A 21,562-nucleotide genomic window follows, 5' to 3' on the forward strand; every position below is an offset into this window, starting at 1 on the left:
GATGATTTGGCGACTGATCACCGGTAGGCGATCTGGAAACAGGAGAGCTTGACCGACTCTCCGTTGGCCGCTGCCCCGGTGAGGTCCGCGGTGATGAAGTACCGGTGCGTCTTGTTGGTGACGAACGCGGGCACGGGCACGGGGGTGGACGCATTCAACGCGGTGACCGTGACGAGGTCCTCCGCCCCGGCTCCGGAGAAGTCCTTGCGGTACAGAACCACGGTGAGGACTCCGGTGTCGTTCGTGGGCCTGGTGCCGAGCACCAGGAGCGACTTGAGCTCGACCCCCTCCGGGAGGAGGACGTTCATGATGCCGTGTGCTTCCTTGGCATCCGAGACCTTCTGCGACTGGTCGGTGGCCACCACCCAGGGTGTGGGGGGCACGGTGTTCGTCGGCACTCGGTTCGGGGTGAGGAGGGGCACCAGCGAGAGGAAGGACTCCTGCGGGACCATCGATCTGATCAACGGGTTGAGGTGTGTGTGCGCGAGGGTGCTGAACTCGTCCTGCAGGTTGTGGAACCTGATGTTGATGCCGTTCTCCCCGCCTGCCTGGACGCGGTCCTCGTTGTCGATCCAGTCGGTGTGGGAGAACTTCGGGACGTACTCGGGGATCTCGGGACTCATGGTTCGTCGTCCTTGGTCGGTCGGAGGAAGCGAGCCGGCGATCGGGACGGCAGCTCGTCCGACCGGTGGTAGGTCGGGAAGGTGTAGGCCGGCAGCAGGTCGGTGTCGGCGGCGTCGCCCGACAGCTCGCGGACGTGTGCGCGCAGCCGTTCGGTACGGAACTCCACGCCGATCGGGTGGAACCAGTTGAGAATGTTGAGGATCAGGTCGTAGCGGTCCTTGCTGATGAAGAAGTCGCTCTGCCCGTCGAGGTCGCCGCCGAGCCGGACCTCACACTGGTAGGGACGCAGCCCACCGCTCGGTAGGTAGGTCGCCCGCACCGGCACGACGCCCGGGGCCGCGCCCTCCACCCGGTTGACCGGGTCGGTGAGTGAGGTGGCTGTCACCCGTCCGTGCCCGGACGGGGTGACCGACCAGGACAGCTCCCGGCCGCCACCGGGGCCCAGCACCTGGCGCGACATCGTCTGCGGCGGCCTAGGCGCCGGCCCGAGCAGCGGTGCCGGGTCGGCCAGCAGCACGCTCCCCGTGTTCTCAGGGGCGGCCAGCAGGCACGGCCGGTACGGCGCGGCCGCCGGGCTGGTGGCGAGGGCGCGGCAGTCGCCACCGGGATCGAGGGCCCGGGGCAGCAGGGTGTCGGTGCTCGTGTCGATCACGTGCACGCGCCCGGCCGCCGACGCCGAGCCCGCGGTTGCCACGTACAGGTGCCGGCCGTCGGGGTCGGCGTGCAGGATCAGCGGCACGGTGGTGGGCGGGAAACCTGTGATGGTGGCGGTGGGTGCGGTCGCCCCAGCGCGGTAGACCTGGACGGAGACAATCGGGCCGGTGCGGCAGGCCAGGTAGAGCTTGGCCCCGGCCGGGGTGAAGGCTGCATCGAGGGCCTCGCTGCCGGGTCCCGTGCTGACGGCGGTGCCCTGGAGCTTCAACCTGGCTCGGAGCACCAGGTGGAACTGCCCGCCGTCCAGCAGCACGACCAGGGCGGGGGCGCTCGCAGTGACGGCGAGCCCGCGCGGAGCGGCCGGGAGGTCCGCACTCCCGGTCGGCTGTCCGGTCTGCGGGTCATAGGCGCGAATGTGCGGGGGCGTCCGGTCGCCCGCGTACGCGACGTAGAGCCGGTTGCCGTCGGTGCCCAGCGCGACAGGGCGGGGGCCCTCGAGTGGCGGGAGGCTGGGGGCCAGGGTGACCGGGTCGAGCACCGAGACGGACCCGGCGAGCTCGTGCGCCACGAACAGCCGGCCGCCGGCCATGGTGAGCGGGCCGGGAAAGGGCGTGACCAGGGTGGAGTCGGCGAAGGCGAGCCGGGGGAAGCCTCCGCGGCGATCGGCTGCCACGGTGAAGGTGACGACGCGATGGCTGCCGGGGTCGGAGAGGTGCACGCGGGCGCCGTCGGGGGTGAAGCAGGCGGCGACCGGGGCGGCGTGCGGTTCGGCGGCGACCACCGCGTGCTCGCCGACGGCGAGGTCGGGTGGGCCGCAGACCTCGATCGGCTCGCCGGCGGACACCGCCACCTCGACGACGGGCCGGGCGTCGGCGGGCGGCGGGTCCGGCTGGGCGACCTTGACATAGTCGAACCCCGCCTCGAAGGCCAGCACGGCCAGTTCATCTGCGGGCAGCACGCTGTGTCGCAGATGCAGCGCCCGGCCCTGGGCACGCAGACCGGCCGCGGCGGGGTCAAACGCGGCCAGCACTGACAGGGTGCCGCCCGCGGGCAGCAGGCCGAGCAGCTGGTCCAGGGCGCGGGAGGTGACGCACTGCATCCTTCGGTGGGCCGGGTCGGGGCCGTAGTCCACGGCGCGGGTGGTGCCGCGCAGGTCGTCCGTTCGGGTCAGCAGCCAGGCCGGGTCGAAGTGGTCGGTGTGCGGCCCGGCGGCCTGTGACTCGGTGACCCCGGTCCGGCCGGAGTGGCTGATCGACTCACCGATGGCGAGGCCGCCGGCGGCGGGAGTTATCCGCAGGACGAGACTTCCGCCCCGGACGTGGCCGGCGCGGACGACCTCGACCTGGACGGTCACCTCCCCGGCGGCCTCCGCGGTGAGTGTGGCCGGGACGCCCTGGCCGACGGTGGCCGCTCCGGGGCCGCAGCGGGTGACCGACCAGTGGACCTTGGCGCCGGGGAGCCGGGCCAGGTCCGGATCCAGGCCGAGGGATACGGACTCGCCCGCCCGTACCCGCCGTTCGGGTGGGGTGACCAGGATGCGGAAGGCCGGGCCGGGCGGCTGGGCGGCGCGGACCAGGCCCTCGGACGTGTGCTGGACCCAGCCGAAGCCGGCGGCGTGGGCGTGCACCGCGAGTTCGCCGGGCTCCAGGGCGGAGTGCCGCAGAAGCAGGGCCCGTCCGACCTGGTGCAGGTCGGTGGCGGCAGGGTCGTGGGCGCGCAGGACGTGCAGGGTCCCGGGTCGGCTGGCAAGCCGGTCCAGTAGCGCGTCCAGGGCCTGTTTGACACCGAGTTGCATCAGTACGGTGTCGGGGTTCGGGCCGAGGTCGAGGCCGGTCCGGCCGGCGTGCCGGCAGAGCCAGCCCGGATCGAAGTCGGGTTCGTCCTCCGGGGTGCCGACCGCCTCGGCCTCGCCCGCTCGCCGGTCGCCGTCGGCGGTGATGCTCTGGCTGCGAATGAGCGGGTGGGGCAGGATCCGCAGGTCCAAGGTGCCGGTGGCGGGTTGCCCGGCTACCTCGTCGATCTCGATCGGCGCCTGCGCCTCCCCCTGTGGCACTGGGCCGTTGAGTGCCCTCCGCAGCGCGTCCACGGTGGGCACGAGCCAGCCCTGGAACAGCCCGAGCCGCATCCGGTAGTGGTCGTCGCTCTCCCCGGTCACTGGTTCGAAGCCGGTCCGGGCGGTGCGGGAGATCCGTACCTCCTCCAGCAGGCCGGTGTACCCGGCGTCGACCGGTCCGGTGGGCGTCTCCTCCCGGCCGAAGCCCAGCACGACGGGCTGGTCGTTGGTGAGCGTGCCCAGCGCGTCCAGCCGTTGCCGGGCCACCTCGATGCCGTCCACGAGGAGCCGGACGGCGGACGGCCGCGGGCCGGCCCGGTCGCCGGGGACACGGTCCAGACGCTCGATCACGGCCGCGACATGGTGGAAGGGGCCGTCACCAAGGTCGCGGTCCGCGAAGAGTTCCACCGCGTGGCCGGCGTCGTCGGCGAGTGACAGCCGCAGGTTCCGGCCGAGCCCGCGGAAACGGCCGACGGTCAGCGACCAGCCGGGCACGGCAGCGGAGTTCAGTACGGAGCGCTTGGCGATGACGGCGCCGGGCCGGTCGGCGGTGCGGGTCGGCCGGACGATGGCCTCGACGGTGAGCGGGTCGTCCGGGCCAGTGTCGAGGACCGGGGCCGGATCGACGGTGACCCGGCTGTCGGTGGTGAACTCGAAGGCCGCCGAGAAGCGGCCGGTCCGCCCGCTGAGCGCGCCCGCGTTGCGTCCCCGGTGCGGGGTGGTGCCGAAGCGCGCCGCGTCGTCGGCCACGTCCTCGACCTCGCTGCCGGGTGCCGCCCGGTCATCCAGGTGGTACAGCGCCACCGTCTTGTCGTCCCAGGTGTGCGGCCTGGGTGGGAAGCGGGGTGCGCCGAGGTCCTGGCCGATCAGGTCGAGGCTGGCCCCGTGGGCGCGGTGCGCGTAGCGCTGGGCGGACACCTCGGCGAGGCGCCGGCCCAGGTCCTCGTAGTCGGAACCGATCACCCACAGCAGTTTGGCGAGGTTGCCCAGGAGGGCGGTGACCTCCCAGTCCGCCGCCGACCGCGGGGCCGGGGGGAGCGGCCTGATCCGGGCCAGCCGCACCTGACCGACGGGTCCGGCTGCGGCGGGCGGCTCCACCGGCATGCCCCGGCCGGCCGGCCAGCCGGCCGGGAACCGGGCGGTGACCGGTGGTTCGGCCCGCCCGGACGCGTCGACGAAGCCGACCTCGACGGTGAACGGCTCGGCGGTGTCGCACCGGGGGGCGAGCAACAGACGGGGTGAGTCCGGCAGCCGCCCGTAGTGGTCCTGGTAGGCCTGGAAGCGGTCGTCGTACATGGCCGTCAGGCTCCCGTCCGGGCCGGGGCCGAGGCGCACGGCGAGCCGTTCCATGCCGCGGTCGTAGGCCGGGGTGAGCCCGCCCCGCATGGTGTCGAGGAAGTCGGCGGTCATTGTGGGGTCACCTGGAGGTCGACAAGCGGGCTGTCGAGGGCGAACCTGGCGATCTCGTCCGGCGCGAGCAGCAGGTTCTCGCCGACCGACAGCTCCTCGGCGCTGCCGTATTCGGCGCCGCCGAAGCCAATGTCGCCGAAGGAGGGGGCGCAGCGGCGCAGGCGCAGGTTCTGGACGTCGACGACTCCCGCGGTCGAGCGGGCGGTCAGGACGATGTCCGAGTGCAGGACGCCCCGGCCCATCCGCAGCCGGTCCACGCCGTTAGTGAAGGCCGCGAGGATCTCGCCTCGGATGGCGTCCGGGTCGTGGCCGGCCTGGACGACCAGGGTGGCCCGGATGCCGACGTCGACCTGGTTGGCCGGTTTGACGTTGGGGAAGATCGACACTGGCCGCCACTGCCGGACGGCTTCGACCACAGCGTCGTGGACGGGCGGGAGGTCGCCGTCGGCGGGCTGCCAGGGCCAGCCGGGTTCGACGGCCACGATGATGTCGAAGTAGTACGGCGATCCGGTCGAGTGCCCGGCGGAGAAGGTGCGCTGGCCGAAGCGGTAGGTGTTGAAGCGGCTGCGGGAGGCGTCGACGCCGCCGAGCGGGTCGAAGATCGCCGCGTCGCGGACGCCTGGGATGTCCAGGATCTGTGCCAGGACGGCGTCCTGGGTCCAGAGGGTGCGGGGGACACCGAGCAGGCGAGCCCGGTAGACGTCGTCGGGTTCGAGGAGTTCACCGCCGAGGATCGCCTCGGGAACTGTGACGGTGATCTGCGCGGGCCCCAGATTGAGGTGGGCCCGGGCCCAGACGGGCTCCAGCCGCAACGGCTGACCGGCCGGCAGATCGCCCTGCCTGCCGCGCGGGACGGCCCGGATGCCGACGGTGACTGGGGAAGCGTCGGCCGTCAGGCGGACGGCCTTGGTGGTCCGCAGGCTGACCCTGGGCGCGTCGGCGGCGTCGGTCTGGAGGACTGTGCCATGCGGCAGGACGAAGGGGCGCTCGGGGTCGAGGCCGGTGAGGGTCAGGGCGACCTCGCCGGTGGCCTGAAGCTGCCGTCGCTCCAGCCCGAGGTCGGTGCCGAGGAGGTCCAGGCTCGGGCCTTGGGCGGTGGTGGCGAAGTTGGCGTAGTACTGATCCTCCAGGCCGCGCCAGAGCTCGTGGACGTGGACGGCGGCGGCGTCCAGCACCTTGCGCAGGGCGCTGCCCGAGGTGAGGTCGACGTCGCTGCCGAACATGGCCCGAGCGCGCTCCTGTTGGTCGGCGACGATTCGGTCGATGCCCTTGAGGACGAAGCCGTCCGGGGTCACGCCGTAGCCGTCGGCGGCGGGAGGGTCGGGGCCGACCGATCCAGTGGGCGGGGCGAGGTCAGTCAAGGCGTCCCCCTGACGTGAGGGTCAGCGTGGAGCCGGCGATGGTTTCGATGATCGCGTAGACGGTGTACCGGCGGCTCGCCCGGGCGCTCTGGACGATCCGCTCGTACGTGGCGGGGGCCAGGTCGGGTCGCAGGTCGCGGTAGCGCTGGTCGTCCTGGAAGAACACCTCTCGGACGTCGGCGACCCGGCGGTCGGCGCTGAGACAGCGGACGAGTTCCATCCGGATGTACTCCTTGCGGGCGGGGAGTTCGAGCGCGTAGCGGCCGAGGGCGAGCTGGTCAAAGCCGAAGGCGGTATTCAGCCGGTCGGTGCCGAGCTGGGTTTCGACGGCCAGGAGCAGGGCTTGGACGAGGGTGTCGAGGCCCTGGTTCTCGGCCGGGCCGCCGGTGGTCGGGTCGGTGACCAGGTCGCCGTCGTCGAGGGCCAGGCCGTGGCCGAGGCTGGGCGCGCCGGAGCGGCCGGCCGGCGGCGCGCCGTACAGGTTGGGGTACAGGGCGGCGAGGGCGCCGGGGTCGGTAGGCACACCGGGACCGGTCAGGACTCCGGGGTCGATCGGGACGCCGGCCTCGGCTGGCAGGCCGGGGTCGGTCATGGCGCCGGGATCGTTCATTCAGACCGCCTCCAGGACTTTCTGGCCGGGGTCGGCGATGTTCCATGTACCGGGACCTGCGCCGCTCGCGGTGACGCCGTTCGCGGTGGCGAGCAGGGCCGGCCGCTCGCCGACGGCGAGTTTCGCGGCAAGGCCCACCGGCGGGGCGGGTGCGGTGACGCAGGGCTGCGGGTTCCCGCTCGGGAGGACGGCGGTGCAGGGCGTGATCATGCCGGGTACGGGCGTGGCGGCGCTCCCGAAGGCGAATGTCGCCTCCGCGCCCGAGAGCAGGACTGCTTTCCCGGCCACGGTGACTTGCGGGCTGGCCGGGCCGGGCAGCCGGCACATCCCGCCGTGCGAGCACTGGATGATTGCGCCTTCGACGAGGACGAGAGGCATCAGCCGATCGCCACCTTTCCCTTGTCGAGCGTGAGGCTGGCTCCGCCCGCTCTGATGGTCGCGTTGTTCGCGGTGACGCTCAGTTCGGAGGGGCCGACGGCGACGCTCACCTGTTCGGCCGCCACGCTCGCCGTGGCCGAGCCGGCGGCGACGGCCACCTTGCCGTCGGCGACGGTCACGGACGCCTGGCCTGCCGTCACGGTCACCGTGGCGCCGCTTGCCGCCGTGAGCGTGACGTCGCCGGTCGGGCCGATCCGCACCTCGGTGCCCGAGGCGTGCGAGAGCAGGAACTCCTCCGCAGAGCCCTCGGCAGGCCGGTCGCCGACGGCGGAGCAGGCGGAGGTGCCGACCACCAGCTTCAGCCCGACCGCCTCAACCACCCGGCGGCCGTCCGCCGCGGTGAGGTCGTTGGCGCCCTTGCCCACCGGGCGCGGGTCCGGCCCGGGGGTGAGGGCAGTGGGCAGGCAGAGCCACCAGTCGCCGCCCTTGGCGGCGGGGCGGTCCATGGCCGGCTCGTTGGTCCAGAGGAACCCTGCGACCACGGAGTCCTCCCGGGACGCGCGGACGCCGTTCAGCAGCGCGCGCATGCCCGGGTAGACGGGCACGGACAGGCCGGTCTTATGCCAGGCGAACGGCGCGGCCAGCGGCTTGTCGTGGAGCACCGGCCCGCCGTCGGCCACCGCGAGGTCCACACTCGGCGCGACGGCCTGCGGGTTCTCGCCCTGCCCGTACCCGAGGTCGGCCGTCCGGTGGTCGGGCTTGGCGGCGGCGACAAGGCCGACGTCGACGGAGGGCAGGACGGTACGGGCGTCGCGGATCCGCCCGGAGATCGCCTCGGCGATCGCGGCGGGGCTGCCCCGCCGGGCCGCCTCGGTGTTCCTGCGGTTGGCGGCGTCGGTTCCGCTGCGGCCCCCGGCACCGATTCCGCCGCCGGGGCCGGCGCTGAAGACGGCGGCCCGGCCGGTGCAGACGTAGCCGCCCTGGGAGGTGAAGGCGTTGCCCCGGGGCGAGAAGGAGTGGGTGAGCTCGATGATTCGGTAGCCCTGGAGCGGGTTCTGGTAGCCGTCCACGCTCGCCGCGACCAGCTGGCCGGCCCGCAGCTCGGGCACGCCGAGCACGGTGAAGTCGAAGGCGGCCACCGAGATGTCGTCGGGCAGGTCGCGCGCGACCCGCAGGGCTGCCGCGGTGCCGGCCTGGACCGGCCGGAAGGCCGCCAGCCGGGCGATGGTCCCGGTCTCGGGCACGATCAGCACGTCCTCACCGGCGAGCGCCGTCAGCGCGGCGGACGGGTCGGGCGGTACGGACAGTCCCGGCCCGGCGGGCGGGTGGGTGACGGCGGTGCCGAACTGCACGGTGCCGTCCTGCACCAGCAGTTCGGCACCGTACTGCCGGGCCAGGCTCGCCAGCAGCTCGAAGTCGTTGGGGGCGTCCAGGTTGACGTCCCGCGCGTGCCCGGTCGGCGTCGCGCCGTCCGCGAGCGTGCCGCCGCTGCGCTCGACGATGGCCTTGGCCGCCCCGGCCGGGGTGGTGGCCCGCGCGACGAAATGCGCGAGCCCGGCCTTCACGGTGCCGCCGCTGCGCAGGCCCCCGCCGCCCGCGCCCGTGGCGGTGAGCAGCCGGAATGCCGCCTCCTCGTAGCCCGTCAGGCACACGCCCAGCGGCGGGAACCGCTCGGAGACGCCCAGCCGGTCCACCCGGCCCTTCAGCACGGCCTGCCGGGACCCGGGCGCGTCCAGATAACCGAGCGTGATCTCCGCCTCGACGGCGTTGTTCGGATCGCCGCGGCCGCCGTCGAGCGCGCCCGCCAGCGCCCGGTGGGCGGCCAGCGGCAGAGCCGCCAGTTCGACGGTGAAGGTCCCGGCCCGGCCGACGGCGTAGCGCACCGTGATCTCGGCGTCGCTCAGGATCCGGCCGGCGGTGACGTCGTTGGACACGGTGAGGTTCAACTTCGGGAAGGCCACGCGGTACCAGAGGATCACGCCCATCGCTGCGCCACCCCGATCACGATCTCGGTGCCGTAGTGGCCGGGTCCGTTGAGGTTGCCCCGGGCCACCCGGGCGGTCACCAGGCGGATCGCCAACTGATCGGCGGCATGGACGAGTTCCGGCTCGACGACGAGCTTGCGCAGGAACACCGTCCGAGGCCCGTCCGCCCCGTGCCGGACGACCCGGAGCACCAGGTAACCGGGCGGGGCCACCGGTGGGGCCGCCGGGGCGGGCGCGGCGAGGTCGTACAGCGTCTCCGGGGGATCGGTGTCGGGGGCGTCCAGCTCGGCGTACAGGCCGAAGTCGTAGGCGGTGGAGCCGATCAGGCAGCCGAAGGCCTGTGGGAGTCCCTCGTCCGGTTCCACCGGCAGCCGGTGAAACACCAGGGCGGAGGCGGTCGGGGCGACGGGCGCGGTCGGATAGACAGGGACAGTCACAGCACACCTCCCAGCTGGCGGCGGACGGGAACCATACCGCTCACACTGCGCGCCACGGCGATGCCGCTCGCGAGCTTCAGGTCGAGGGCCTCGCCGAGGACGGCGGTCAGGCTGGAGCGCGGGACCTGCTCCAGGGTGATGCTGACGTCGATGGCGTCGCGCTTCTGGTTGGACTGGACGAACCGCAGGCCGGTGATCTGCATTTCGAGGCTGATCGTCATCCCGCAGACCACCGGGAGGCCGGCCAGGTCGGTGGCGGGTGCCAGGGCGCGCGAGGTGAGCGCCAGTGCCTCCAGGCCCTTCTTGACCAGCAGCCTGGTCCGGCCGACCAGGACGGCTTCGACCGTGATGGTCCGGGTGGTCGGGGAGACCAGCTGCGTCAGCCGGCTGCCGGCGATCCGGGCCACCTGGTAGCCCTCGTTGACGGTCAGGCTGGTGACGGTCAGCAGCGGCACCGGGCCGATCAGCACGGGGACGTTCACACCGGCGACCATGACGGCCTACCTTTCCGGCTTCCTCAGGACGCGGAGCAGCTTCGGTGCCTCCTCGGCCGGGAGCTCGGCGGCCTCGGCCGGCAGCGATTCCGGCACATCGACACCGACCTGGACGGGCGGCACGTCCACAGGGACTTCGGGTGGCACGTCCACCCTGACCTTGGCGGGCGGTGCTGCCGGCCGCCGGCCCCTGACCCTGTCCCGGATCCAGTTCTGGATCCTCTCCGTCAGCTCCGCGTCGCGGGCCCACTCCCGCACGATGTCCGCCGGGTCGACGTAGTAGTACGAGGCCTGCGGCCACTGCGACCAACTGCGCGCCCCCTTGGAGGCGTTCGCGGACGCGTCCATTGGTCGGAGGTTCTCAGGCGGCCAGACGGCGAGGGTGCGGCGCTCGGCGGACGTCAGCAGCTCGAAGCCTTCCATCCGCGTTATGCGCTCAAGCGAGACGACATGGTCCACCTCCACGCGGCCGGAGGCCGCACGCAGCCGGCCGACCCGGTCGACCGTGCCGGAGGCGGCGACCTCGGCCCGCTCCGCCGACGCGTTGAAGAACTGCCGCATCTGTACCACCGGGCTGACCCGGGCCGCTTCGGCGAGCCGCTCGGCCTCCCGGAGTCTGCGCTGCGCCCGGGCGATGAGGCCTTCGCGGGCCACCCGCCCCACGCCGGACCGGTCGACGCTGACCGCGCCCTCCAGATCGGCGAGTTCCTTGCGGAGCTCGGCGATGCGGTCCGTGTCCCGCGCCCCGGACGGCGTCTTCGGCCCGGTCCGCAGCTCGGTCAGGTGCTCCTCCCACTCCGCGCGCAGCTGCTCCAGGAGTTCGCTCGCCTCCACGAGCTGCCTCTCGGCCTTTAGCTGCTCCACGGTCGGGCGACGCCAGGCGCTCATCTCGGCCGTGATCTCGTCGAACGTGACCGCCGACCGCTCCGCGGCGAGCCGGTCGACGTACTGCAGCACCATGGCCTCGTCCATGCCCCGCTGCTCGCCCAGCGTGACGATCCGCTTCACCTGCTTGAACGCCGTCGTGATGGCGGCGCGCTCGGCAGGACCCAACTTCGTCACATCGCCGAGGAGTTCGAGCAACCGCGCTTCGCCGCTCAGCTTCGCGACAGTGGCCACGCCCTTCTTCACTGCGTAGTACATCGCCTTCATCGGCCCGGTCGGGTCGATCAGGAAGCCTCCGTAGAGCCGGCCGGCGAACTCGCCCACTACGCGTGTGAGGCCCTGTTCCGCCGCCGCGTACGCCTTGAGGACCTCCCGGAGTTTCCGCGCCAGCCCCTCGACCTCGTCGATCTTCACGAGGAGCGTCCGGTAGCGGGCCGCCGTCGTCTCGGCGTCCGCGGCCCTGGCGACATCGAGCAACGGCTCCCGCAGCAACGACAGGCCCTTGGCGGAGCCCTTCAGCAGGCGGGCCGTCGTCGTCCCGAGGTCCAGGGCCGCTGCGGCGACGGCGATGACCACCCAGAGCAGTGAGGGCTCGTCCCGGATGAACCACAGCTGGTACTCCGCGCCCGCCCGCTGGTACTCCGTGATCGCCTCCGCCGCCTGCCAGGCGCTGAGCCCGGTGCCTGCCACCAGGGCGGCCGCGGCGACCCAGCCGCCGACCGGCACGAGCGCCGCGAGGAGCAGGGCGATGGCGGCGACGGCGGCGCCCGAGAAGAGGTGGGCCGCGCCGACCGCCGCGATGTGGTCGTCGACGATCCAGGCGTAGATCGTCCCGCCGGCCACTCCCTGGTCGAGCCTGGCCGCCTCCACCAGTCCCTCCTGGCTGAAAACGCGCTCGGGGTCCTCCACGAGCTCTGTCCGGACCGTGGCCGATCTGCCCTGCAAGTCGTCGGCGACGCCGAGCAGGTACGCGCGGGCGGCGTCCGCGTCGACGCCGACGAGCTTCTCGCGGTCGGTGCCCCGGCCCAGCCGGTCGGGGTCGACGAGCAGGTCGTGGCCGGAGGCCTCCACCACCGTCCGGCTCGCCCTGGTGCTCAAGGACTCGGCCTCGGCCTGGTTCGCCCCCGTCTCCGAGACGAATTCGCCCAGTTCCGGGTTGTACGTGGTCCTCCACCTCAGGGCTGAGGCCGCCGCGAAGTCGGCGCGCGCGGACGAGGTCGCGATGGCGGCGACCATCCTCTCGACGTAGCCGGGGGTGTGCAGTTTGGTCCGCTCCTCGTGGAGCTCGTGGTCGATATGCCCGAGGATGTCGAGCCCGAGCCTCACCGCCGCGGCCCGGAACTGCAGCCGGTAGGCCTCCACCGCGGCGGCGAACGCCTCTTCGTCGGGGAAGCCGTGCCGGTCGAGCGCCTCCTCAAAGCGCCTCCTCATCTCCGCAAGCTCGCGGGCGGTGGCGTAGACGTCGTCGCTCTCGTCCCTACCCAGCTGGTCCTCCAGCTGTTTCACGGCCTGCCACAGCTTGTACAGGTCCTTGCAGCCGAAGAGCGAGGCGGCCGTCTCCTCGGTCCGCAAGGCCTCGGCTTCGCGGAGGCGTTCGTCCTCCAGGTACCGGTCGATCGACGCGTCCAGCTCGGCCCAGCTCGTCGTCTCTCCGGCGGCCCTGCCCAGGTAGTCGGCGCGCTGTTCCGGCGTCATCGCGGCGAACCTGTGCCCGAGCCGCACGGCCGACCGGAGGTCCTCGACGGTCATCGGCCGGTCGCCCGCGAAGAGGATACGCCGGATGCCCTTGGGCAGGGCCGCGAGGTCCCGGCGCAGCAGGTGCTCCTCGGCGACGTCGGCCCGCGCACCGCGCCAGCGTGCCCGCCGGGCGGCGTCCTCGGGGCCGGTGCCGAGCTTCGTCCCCGGGGGCAGGCCGCTCTCCCGCCAGAACCGTTCGTCCGTCTCCGCGTTGATCTGCTCCTGCTCGGCCGAGGGCAGCGTCTCCATCGCGGCCTGGGTGGCGTCCGTGACGGTCAGCACGACGAAGCGGCGCTCGGCGTCCTCCTTGGAGGCCGACCGCCCGTGCCCGCCCACCCAGTGCCACCAGACGAGCCACCGTTCGACCTCCTGCTCGTTCCTGGCCTGGTAGTACTGGCGAACGAACTCGCGCAGCAGCTCGTCCGGGCGCATCGCGTGGTCCACGATCACCCGGAACCTCAGCCGGGTGGGTCCGCCCGGCTGAGGTTCCGTCGCTGCAGAGCGCTTCGCCGGAGCTCCGCCACGGCTGGCGACCCGACTCCGCCGCGGCGGGCGGGTCGGCACATGCGCGGACAGCCGCCTTCCGCCGCCGGCTGCGGACCGGAGAGCGACGGGCCGGACGGCCGGACGGGCCGACGGAGCCAGGGCGGCCGCGGGCTCGCCGGCCTCTGCGGCCTGATCCGCCGTGTCGGCCGCTGGTGGATCCGACTCCGGCACCGCGAAGGCCAGCAGGGGGTGGTGGCGGACCGGCGGTCGGGAGGCCGACTCGAAGGCTTCGGCCGTCGGTACGGCCAGCGGTGCGACCGGTCCGGAAACCGTGGTGATCAGGAGGTCCGCCTCGCCCAGCCCGGCCAGTGCCCGGCCGACCACCGCCAGCAGGACGCTCGCCAGCTCCGCCCGCGGCTGTGCCGGTTCGGTGTCGAAGGCCACCGCCTCCGGCGGGTGCAGCCGGATCCGCAGCACCTCACCGCCGTTCATGGCTCCTGCTCCCGCTGCTGCAGCCGGCCGGCCGGTCGGCTCGGCCCGCCGCTCCGGGGTCCTAGACTGCGTTCCGGCGGCGGACCCGGCCGGGCCGGTGCGCCCCCGGGGGCAACCCCCCGCCAAGAGGTCCCTGGCCTCGCGGAAGCGGACGGCGAGCGCCTCCTCGACCACCCGGCCGAGCTCGGCCAGCGCGGCGGCCGACGGCGTGTCGGTGACCGTCACGGTGATCGGGAACTCGCACTCGATCCGGGGCATGTGCTCGGCTCGCTTTCGTCTCGCCCCTGGGCTCAACTCAGCGCCTGGTAGAGGGCGTCCCAGATGGTGGCGGCGATGTCGTTCCCGGCCTCCCGGGTGACGTCGTCGGCCAGCACCACGTGAATCGGGAAGACGTAGTGCACCTCGGTGCCGGAGCGGTCGGCCATCGCCGCCTCCGATCCGGGCGCCGGGATCTCCCAATCCGCCGGGCACGCCCCGATCGGCCCGGGCCGATCGACGGCCTGCACTCCGTCGGGTTCGGGCGCGGGGCCCGGGTTCCAGTCCGACATCGGATCCTCCCTCGGCCCTCCTCGGGCCGGTCGGGCGACGATCAGGCCGGGACGGCCTGCAGGCAGATACAGTTGAACGTGGTAGTCGGCACACCGTCGATCACGATGGTGTTGGCCACGGACGTGATGTAGCAGTCGTTGAAGGCGATGCTCTTGAACGTCCAGTCGTTTCCCTTCGCCTGCTGAACCCCGATGTTGAACCCCGTGCTGGACAGGGCCAGCGTGGTCAGCGTCGCCACCACCGTGCCGATCGCCTTGACCGCCATGGTGAAGGTGAACACCTGCGGCTGGACGATGTGCGCGACGTTGTCCGCCTCCAATGAGTGCAACGGCTGGACCGGCACGTTGAAGGTCGGGTTGAACGAATCGATCGGCGTCAACGTGACGCTGTCCAGCATCACCGTCAACCGCGTGTCCCACCTCAGGGCGCCGGGCATGGTCTCTCACTCCCTCTCTCGTCCCGCTCACTCAACCCTTGAGGTCGAGGTCGATCGTCAGGCGATGGACGGCTCCCGCGTATACCACCTGGACGGTCAGATCGACGGACCGGGCCGCCCTGGCCTTACTGATCTCCTCGGCCTCGGCGGGGTTCGCTGGGTCCTTGTCCAGCAGCGTCAGCAGCGGGATCGCGATGCTGAAGCCGTCGATGACCTGCCGCGCCACCAGCGGCGAGAGAACCGCCTGCACGATCGTCTCGACGGAGCGGAGCCCGACCCGGGAGATCCGCACGTTGCCGATCGTCTGGATCAGCGCGGCCTTGACCCGGAAGTTGATGTCGTCGAGAACCCGGACGATGTCGATGTACTTCTTGCCCTGACTCCCGTCCGACGTGTAGCCCTCACCGAGGTAGAGCGCGTGGCCCGGCAGCAGCACCGGCCTGGTGATCCAGTTGACCGCCATCTTGTTGAAGGCGTCGATATCGGTGTCGGAGAACACGTCGGGCATCGCGATGCTGATCGGTTTGAGCAGCAGGGAGATGTGCGGCTGGTAGCCGGCGATGACACCGGCCAGCGCGGCCGCGACATCGTCGTCCGACCTGTGGGCGACCAGCACCATCCGCTCGCTGATTACAGACGGGGCGACCACAGCGGCGAGTTCGCTCACCTTCACCGCGCGGTCGAGCATGGCCACGCCGATCCGCTCCTTCCCGTCGCCGAGATCGGCCGTCACATGCTGTTTCAGCGTGGCGAGGGTGGCCGAGCTCTCCTGGGTGAGCGGGGTATTGGCGAGCAGCACGATCTGGACGTCGAGCTTGTCGACCTGCGCCAGCCCGTCGTCCCACCCGGGGCTTGCGTAGTCCACCGGGACACCCCAGACCACGGTTGGCGGCGGGGTCTGCGCGAACGCGGTTCGGACCGCGCGCAGCAGCTCACTGTCGGCCACCTGGGTGACCTTCGTACCGGCGGGGTACTCAGCGGTCAGATCGCCGTCCAGGGTGAGGGTGAAGGGTCCCGCGGCGTGCTCCGCGTCGGAGGCCGGGGCGACTTTGGTCACCGTGTGGACCTCCGACAGATCACCGGAGGTGAACCGCACCTTGAGGGACGCGGGAACGCTCGCTTTCGTGAGAGCTGTGGACTTTCCCTTCTCGGCCTTGTCCGTCAACGTTGTCCCGCCGAGGGAGTTAAGGTAAAGCGCAGCCGTCACTGGCGAGGTGAACGGCTGCGGGTCCGAGGCCGACGCGCCGAACCCGGCGCGGCCGACGATGGCGATGTCGCCGAACGCCCGCAGCGCGGGCGCGAACATCTCGCTGCGGGGATGGACCTCGATGTACTTGACCGGCATCGACCGCTCCTTACGTGATGCGGTGACGGCGCGTCAAGCCGGATGGCACCGGTGCCGGACGACGTGTCGTCCCGGCGTCGGTCCCGGCCGACGGGCCTCGAGGTGGTCTGTCAGGGTTCAGGAGGTGCTCTCCCAGGAAGTGGTCTCGTCAGGACGTGGTCTCGAAAGCGGCCACGAAGCCGTCGGCGGCCAGCAGATCGGTCACCTGCTGCTCCATGCCGGTGGGGTCGGCGTTCGGGAGTGCCGCTCTGGGGAAGACCGCGAGCCACGCGCTCGCGGCCAGGAGCGCCCCGCCGTCGTACTCGTCGGCGTGCGGGCGGGTGTCGTCCAGCGCCTGCCGGCTCCGGACGAGACGGCGCAGCGCGCCGCCGAGGTCGTCCAGGTCGGGGAAGATCAGCACCGAGACGCGCAGCCGGAAGGTGCGGCCGGGCGCGGTCGGGTCGAAGGGCGGCGGCTGCGCATAGTGCAGTCGGTAGAGCCGGGGAAACTCCTTCTGGAGCTCCTGGTAGTCGGTGACCTTGGCACGGCGCATCAGCTCCGCGAGGTCGAGGAAGGCGAATCGGGCGACGAACTCCTCCTGGGTCAGCCCGGTGAGCTCCTCGGGAGCGAGGGACTCCAGCGCGCCGGCGGTCAGCGCGACCCGCGCGGTGACCACGGTGTCCAGCGCGACGTCGATCCAGAGCGGCGGCCCCAGGCTCGGGATCTCCAGGACGGCTCGCGCCTGCGCGATGTCGGGCAGCAGCTTCTCCCAGCTCCCGTGGACCGTCAGCGGCGCGTTCACCGGCATCTGGAACCGGGTCGAGATAACCCGGGGGTCGTCGAGGATCCGCACCTCGAGCGCGCTGGGCTCGTACACGGAGGCGAGTAAGGATCGCAGCCGGTTCTTCTCTGCATCGTCGGCGTGGACCAGTAGCCCTTGAACCCGCGCCGGGTCGAGGTACCGAATCATCAACTGGTCGGAGAAACTGTTCATGTCGTTTCCCGCGCGCGCCGCGCATCACAGACTGTTACGAGGGTGGGGCCGGAATCGGGGCGGAAGGGCCGGGTCTCGGGTCGGGCTCCGGACGCACGGTGCTAGCTAGCCCCATGTGGTCCGGAGGGCACAAACGGGCGACGTTTCCGGACCGGATGCTTTGCTCATCCCCACAGTACTCCGCCCCCTCGCCTCCGAACCAGCCCCGCCGAGCGGTGCGACCTTCCCCTCACCCGAGGACTTCGACCAGGTGGGCCTCAGCGGCCGGACGGGAAGGGCCCGAGGGCTTGAATCCCTTGACGATGAGCCACACTGCCAGCGCCACCTCCCAGGCGACACCGGGGCGGCTGCGATCGCCCCCCGGAGGGACACCTGCCGGTAGAGCCCGGGCAGCACGACGACAGCCGAGGCGCAGATCGACTGGCCGCCGACTAGGTCCAGCAACGCACTGGCCTGCGGCACCAGCCCCGAACGACGCATCAGGTGGACCGCAGCACCGTGTTCAGGCCCAGGCTCGTGCTCACACCCGGCAACGTCAACGCCGCCACGTTCGGCCAGGTCCTCGACGGGATCCGTAGCCCGCAGAACCAGCCCGGACGAAAGAACGCCCCCATGTCGGCACATCTCGATCGCGAGGACCGTGTCCAACATGAGTGCCGTAACGTCCCACTCACGATGGGCGCGGATCCGGCCTCGTCTTGTCAAAGGACTCGATGGGTCCGGGCATACTCAAAGACTCAGCCCGCGCCGTGAAGGTCGGCTCCGGTCCCAGCAGACCGGGAACGGAACTTGCCTGCCGTCCTTCGCGTCGCATTAGGCGTACTCCAGCGGGGCGATCCGACACCTACTGCGGCGCTGGGGCATCGCCGCCACGATCCCCCGAGCGCCACGACCAGATGCGCTCGGTGTTCTTCGGGACGATCGACAGGTCGAGGGTCCGGTAGAGGTCGATCCCGCATCGGGCGGCCGGTGTCGATGAAGACGGTGAGGATCTGCCGCTAGGCGGGGTGTTCGGGGACCTTGGGCGGCGAGGGGGCCTCGGTGACGGGGGGCTCGGGGGGCGAGGAGGGTCTTGCGGGTCGTCCGCAGGTTCTCGATCTCCGTAGTCGAGTCCGTGGAGCCGTCTGGTCCGTTCCCCGATCCGGGCCCGGGCCTGCTCGGCTTGGGCCGTCAGTTCCTGTTCGTGCGCGTCGATACGGTCCAGGACCGCCTTGACGAAAGCGTGTGCGGAACTTCCTCACTGTCCAGCCTCCCGGCCGTTGGGCGCCGACAACGCCTGCTGCTGCCTCAATGCTCTTCGACCGGCGCGCCGGGGGCGACGGGCCGGCAGTCGGCCTCGGTGACCTCGCCCGCACGGTCACCAAGGCCGTCACCGCCCGCAGGCACCGGCCCGTGTAACGGCAATCGGCGCCCCGGCGCAGGCAGGGCCCGCCGCTGGCGGGTCCGGTCTCGACCCGTCAGCCGCCATCCTGGAGTTACTGGCTACAGCGCAACGACGCTGGCACGAGAATTGCTCCAGGGCCGGCCCGATCGCATCCGGGCCGGCCCAGGAGAGCCGTCTCGGCTCCGTCACCCTCGACGGTGAGCTGGGTCCAGTTGCCTGGTCCTGCCGAGAAGGGAGCAGACCTCCCGCAGGAGGACCGGCCACGCTAGGACAGCCACTTCGCCCCCGACAACCGGATTCCCATCGCGACATCCCCGGGCCCGAGCGGAACGGGTTGCCGGCCTGTCGTGCCAGCGGGCTACACCGCCACCCTGCTGTGGCACTCCGCCGCACGCGATTGAGACCGACCCGCTGGCCGGCCCGGCGGGGCGTTGGTGGACGCCGCGGCCGCTTCAGCCGGTGGCGAGCGGACCGATCCGGGCGGGTACCCGCCGCGGCTGGGACCACCCGGCGAACGTGCGCAGCGCCTGCCCGGTGAACGTGCTCCGGGGAAGCTGCCTCGCTGCGACCAGCCGAAATATCCACCGGACCCCAGATAGCCGACGCTGGCGGTTTCGGGCTCCACCTGGCCGCGATGTCTCTGACGCACGGTCAGATATGGATTCCGTCAACCCACCGCGCGAATGCGGCCTGGGTCCCGGAGCCAGCGATGCCGTCGATGGCACCTGTGTAGCCCCAGCTCGCCTTCAAGTAGCGCTGAAGGGCCTTGATCGTCTCGGGTCCGACGATGCCGTCGATGGCGCCGGTGTAGTCGAAAGTGCGCAGAAGACGCTGCATGGCCTGCCAGCTTGTTGTCCCAAGCGCGCCGTCGATGGCGCCGGTGTAGCCCCAGTACTTCTGAAGCAGGGTCTGGAGCTTCTTCGCCTGGGTGGTGCTCAGCCCCAGGTTGGTCACTTCCGTGATCGCGGCTGGCCCGGAGATCGAGGCCGCCTGCCGGCTGTCCGGCGTCGCCGCGAGGGCAGCACCGGACGTTGCCAGGCTCCCTGCAGTGATTCCGACCAAAGCCGTGATGCCGAGGAGCTTCTTCACCAGTCCGTTCATGTGGTGCTCTTCCATGACAACCCGTTGGGCGGGTGACTTTCCTGGCCAGCGGCCAGCGGCCAGCGACCACTGTGGCACGGGCCCCGTCCCTTGCGGGGCGAAACGCGGGCGGATGGCCGGTAGTGCGCTCTACCCGCCCTCACTGCGGAACATCGGAGCGCCACCCGCCAGCGAGTGAGCCCGTCACACCACCAAGATCACCTCATGGCCCGCTTCACGTACCTCACGGAGGCGGAGATCGCCCGCGGGTACGACCTGCCCGGCGGGCAGACCCTCGTACTGTCCAAGGCCGACCTGGAGTCCCTGCCGATGCCCGGCAGCCGGGAGATCCGCGTCCTCGGCTTCACGGCGGCCGACCGCGTCGACCCGATCCACTACACCCCCTCCTACTACCTCACCGCCGCTGGCCCGGGCGCCGGGCCCGTACCGCAGTGCGCCGTGTACGGGGCCGGGGTCGTGGGGCAGGCTGGTCGTCAGCAGCCGCGGAGGGCCAGCCAGCCAAGCCCGACCCTTCAACCACGGTCGTGACCAGCCTGTCGCCACCAGGTGAAGTCCTTGCCCCTCCGGCGGAGAGCGTCCGCCTCCGGGGGGAACTGGACTACTCACCGCCGAAGGGTGGGACGGCGGTACGTGGGCGCCGTGCCGCCGCTGCCTCGTGGACGACATGCTCGGTGCCCTGCTGGAAGTCCTGGTGTGCTACGCCCTGGACCGCCTTCTCCCCCCGGTGACCGGGTGGCTCTCCGCCCGGGCCCGGGCCACAGTCGGCCGGCTGCGGAGCCGACTCCCCGACCGGGCCGCCCGGTCGACGCCGGGGAACCCGGCCGCTCCTGCCGAAGCCGTGGCGCAGGCGGCCGCCCGGACGGCGTGCCTGGCCGCACTGACAGGGCTCGCCGCCGGCCCCGACCGGTGCGGCGGGCGGCCGGACCGCCGGATCGGCGATGCCCTGGTCGCGGCGTGGTGGGTCGGCGTGCATGACCTGGACGTGCTCGCGCGGGCGGCCGGGTGTACGGCCGGGCAGGTCCGGGAACAACTGGCGGCGCTCGGCATCGACACCTCGCACCCCGAGGCCTTCGAGGAGGGCTGACCTACCGGCCCCGGGGCGGTGCCCATGTGGGCACCGCCCCGGGCGTGCGGGTCAGGGGGTTCGGCAGTCGGCCGTGGACAGCAGCCAGTTCCGCGCCTGCTCGATGATGCCCTCGCTGTGACCGACGGCCGTACCGGGTTGCAGCGGGGCATCGGCGACCGCGGCCCAGCCGCCGTTCTCGTCGGCGACGCGCCCGAAGATCGTGGCGAGGTTCGCGGCGACCTCGGTGTAGCGGCCCTGCATCTCGTCCAGGCCTCCAGCACCTCGGAGCGGCGCGCGGACGCGGTGATCGAGATCGCCCCTGGCAGCACGACCGCCTTCCTCGCCGATGCCGCCGCGTGGCGCCGGGCCGGGTACCGCCTCGAGTTGCTGGTGATGGACGTCCGCGCGGCCGACAGCCGCCAGGGCACCGCCCTGCGCTACGCCGAGGTCAGCCGGGGCGGCACCCGCCCGGGCCGGTTCACCACCGCCAGCGGGCACGACCGGTGCCTGGCGGCGGTGCTGGAATGCGTCCAGGCCGTCGAGGAGCAGCGCCTGGTCGACCACCTCAGCGTGGTGAAGCGCGATGGCACCGCCGTCTTCCGCAACACGATCGGCCCCGACGGCCGGTGGACCGGCCCGGTCGGTGCCATGCTCGCCGCCCGGGCGGGGCAGGTGCGGCCCTACACCGAGCAGGAGGCCTGCCAGTTCCTCACCCGCCAGCGCGAGCTGCGCGCGGCGCTGCCGCAGTACCGACGGGAGGTGGATGCGATCACCCGCCTCGCCTGGCCGCTGCTGCCGCCCGCGCTCCAGCCCGGCCGTCTCTCCTTCTCCCTGCCCGCGGCGCTCCCGGCACCGCGCTCCTACGCCCCGGTGATCTCGCTGAGCCTGGCGTCGTAGAGGGCCTCGGTCCGCTCCAGCTCCGCCCTGGTCATCTCCGGCAGTTCGCGCAGCACCCTGGTGATGGCGGCACGCACGGCCAGCAGCTGTTCGACGCGGTCGCGGCCCTGCTAGCGAGTAGCCGGGGGGAGTTTCACCCCCCGGCTCTCTCAGAACCGTGCTTGATCGTCTCCGATCACACGGCTCCCATCGTCCAGTCGTTCGC

18 protein-coding genes are annotated in these 21,562 nt (G+C 72.1%); 3 read left to right on the plus strand and 15 right to left on the minus strand.

Annotated elements, in window-relative coordinates:
• Window positions 1-17 precede the first annotated feature (17 nt).
• The 14 genes from ACZ5WK_RS35985 to ACZ5WK_RS36050 all read right to left on the minus strand — a co-directional run bounded on the left by ACZ5WK_RS35985 (window position 18) and on the right by ACZ5WK_RS36050 (window position 19,394).
• Window positions 18-623 carry a hypothetical protein gene (locus tag ACZ5WK_RS35985; RefSeq protein ID WP_465554048.1) on the minus strand — a complete coding sequence of 202 codons (606 nt, stop codon included), beginning with the start codon at window positions 621-623 and terminating at the stop codon, window positions 18-20.
• Window positions 620-4,741 (minus strand): LamG-like jellyroll fold domain-containing protein, encoded by a 4,122-nt coding sequence (locus ACZ5WK_RS35990; RefSeq protein ID WP_465554050.1) that lies wholly within the window; start codon window positions 4,739-4,741, stop codon window positions 620-622. The genes ACZ5WK_RS35985 and ACZ5WK_RS35990 overlap by 4 nt, the downstream gene beginning before the upstream one ends.
• Complete coding sequence (locus ACZ5WK_RS35995; protein WP_465554052.1) at window positions 4,738-6,102, minus strand: baseplate J/gp47 family protein; 1,365 nt, start codon at window positions 6,100-6,102, stop codon at window positions 4,738-4,740. The genes ACZ5WK_RS35990 and ACZ5WK_RS35995 overlap by 4 nt, the downstream gene beginning before the upstream one ends.
• The gene (locus ACZ5WK_RS36000; RefSeq protein ID WP_465554055.1) at window positions 6,095-6,712 is read right to left on the minus strand and encodes a hypothetical protein; all 618 of its coding nucleotides are present in this window, start codon (window positions 6,710-6,712) and stop codon (window positions 6,095-6,097) included. The genes ACZ5WK_RS35995 and ACZ5WK_RS36000 overlap by 8 nt, the downstream gene beginning before the upstream one ends.
• Window positions 6,713-7,090 (minus strand): hypothetical protein, encoded by a 378-nt coding sequence (locus ACZ5WK_RS36005; protein ID WP_465554057.1) that lies wholly within the window; start codon window positions 7,088-7,090, stop codon window positions 6,713-6,715.
• Window positions 7,090-9,075, minus strand: a complete 1,986-nt coding sequence (locus ACZ5WK_RS36010) for a hypothetical protein (protein ID WP_465554059.1) — start codon at window positions 9,073-9,075, stop codon at window positions 7,090-7,092. The genes ACZ5WK_RS36005 and ACZ5WK_RS36010 overlap by 1 nt, the downstream gene beginning before the upstream one ends.
• Entirely contained in the window at window positions 9,066-9,512 is a 447-nt protein-coding gene (locus ACZ5WK_RS36015) for a hypothetical protein (protein WP_465554061.1), read from the minus strand. Before ACZ5WK_RS36015 ends, ACZ5WK_RS36010 begins: the two co-directional genes overlap by 10 nt.
• A complete protein-coding gene (locus tag ACZ5WK_RS36020; protein WP_465554063.1) occupies window positions 9,509-10,006 on the minus strand; it encodes a hypothetical protein in 498 nt (165 codons plus the stop codon). The genes ACZ5WK_RS36015 and ACZ5WK_RS36020 overlap by 4 nt, the downstream gene beginning before the upstream one ends.
• A 6-nt stretch (window positions 10,007-10,012) precedes the next feature.
• The gene (locus tag ACZ5WK_RS36025; protein ID WP_465554065.1) at window positions 10,013-13,864 is read right to left on the minus strand and encodes a hypothetical protein; all 3,852 of its coding nucleotides are present in this window, start codon (window positions 13,862-13,864) and stop codon (window positions 10,013-10,015) included.
• Window positions 13,865-13,896: 32 nt separating this feature from the next.
• Window positions 13,897-14,154, minus strand: a complete 258-nt coding sequence (locus ACZ5WK_RS36030) for a hypothetical protein (RefSeq protein WP_465554067.1) — start codon at window positions 14,152-14,154, stop codon at window positions 13,897-13,899.
• Window positions 14,155-14,195: 41 nt separating this feature from the next.
• Window positions 14,196-14,591, minus strand: a complete 396-nt coding sequence (locus ACZ5WK_RS36035; protein ID WP_465554069.1) for a hypothetical protein — start codon at window positions 14,589-14,591, stop codon at window positions 14,196-14,198.
• Between the two features lie 31 nt (window positions 14,592-14,622).
• Window positions 14,623-15,936 carry a hypothetical protein gene (locus ACZ5WK_RS36040; RefSeq protein WP_465554071.1) on the minus strand — a complete coding sequence of 438 codons (1,314 nt, stop codon included), beginning with the start codon at window positions 15,934-15,936 and terminating at the stop codon, window positions 14,623-14,625.
• Window positions 15,937-16,084: 148 nt separating this feature from the next.
• The gene (locus ACZ5WK_RS36045) at window positions 16,085-16,909 is read right to left on the minus strand and encodes a hypothetical protein (protein WP_465554073.1); all 825 of its coding nucleotides are present in this window, start codon (window positions 16,907-16,909) and stop codon (window positions 16,085-16,087) included.
• Window positions 16,910-18,944: 2,035 nt separating this feature from the next.
• Window positions 18,945-19,394, minus strand: coding sequence for a peptidoglycan-binding domain-containing protein (locus tag ACZ5WK_RS36050; RefSeq protein ID WP_465554075.1), 450 nt, complete (start codon window positions 19,392-19,394; stop codon window positions 18,945-18,947).
• Between the two features lie 174 nt (window positions 19,395-19,568).
• Between ACZ5WK_RS36050 and ACZ5WK_RS36055 the strand changes: the two genes are divergently transcribed.
• Complete coding sequence (locus tag ACZ5WK_RS36055; protein WP_465554077.1) at window positions 19,569-19,922, plus strand: Ku protein; 354 nt, start codon at window positions 19,569-19,571, stop codon at window positions 19,920-19,922.
• Window positions 19,923-20,058: 136 nt separating this feature from the next.
• Entirely contained in the window at window positions 20,059-20,478 is a 420-nt protein-coding gene (locus ACZ5WK_RS36060; RefSeq protein ID WP_465554079.1) for a hypothetical protein, read from the plus strand.
• Window positions 20,479-20,529: 51 nt separating this feature from the next.
• Here the strand turns inward: ACZ5WK_RS36060 and ACZ5WK_RS36065 are convergent, their stop codons facing one another.
• Window positions 20,530-20,721 carry a hypothetical protein gene (locus ACZ5WK_RS36065; protein WP_465554085.1) on the minus strand — a complete coding sequence of 64 codons (192 nt, stop codon included), beginning with the start codon at window positions 20,719-20,721 and terminating at the stop codon, window positions 20,530-20,532.
• On the opposite strand from ACZ5WK_RS36065, the gene ACZ5WK_RS36070 reads away from it, so the two are divergent.
• Complete coding sequence (locus tag ACZ5WK_RS36070) at window positions 20,716-21,357, plus strand: zeta toxin family protein (protein ID WP_465554083.1); 642 nt, start codon at window positions 20,716-20,718, stop codon at window positions 21,355-21,357. The genes ACZ5WK_RS36065 and ACZ5WK_RS36070 overlap by 6 nt on opposite strands.
• The last annotated feature ends 205 nt before the right edge of the window (window positions 21,358-21,562 follow it).

The sequence above is a fragment of the Kitasatospora sp. NPDC032757 genome (genome assembly GCF_055579305.1).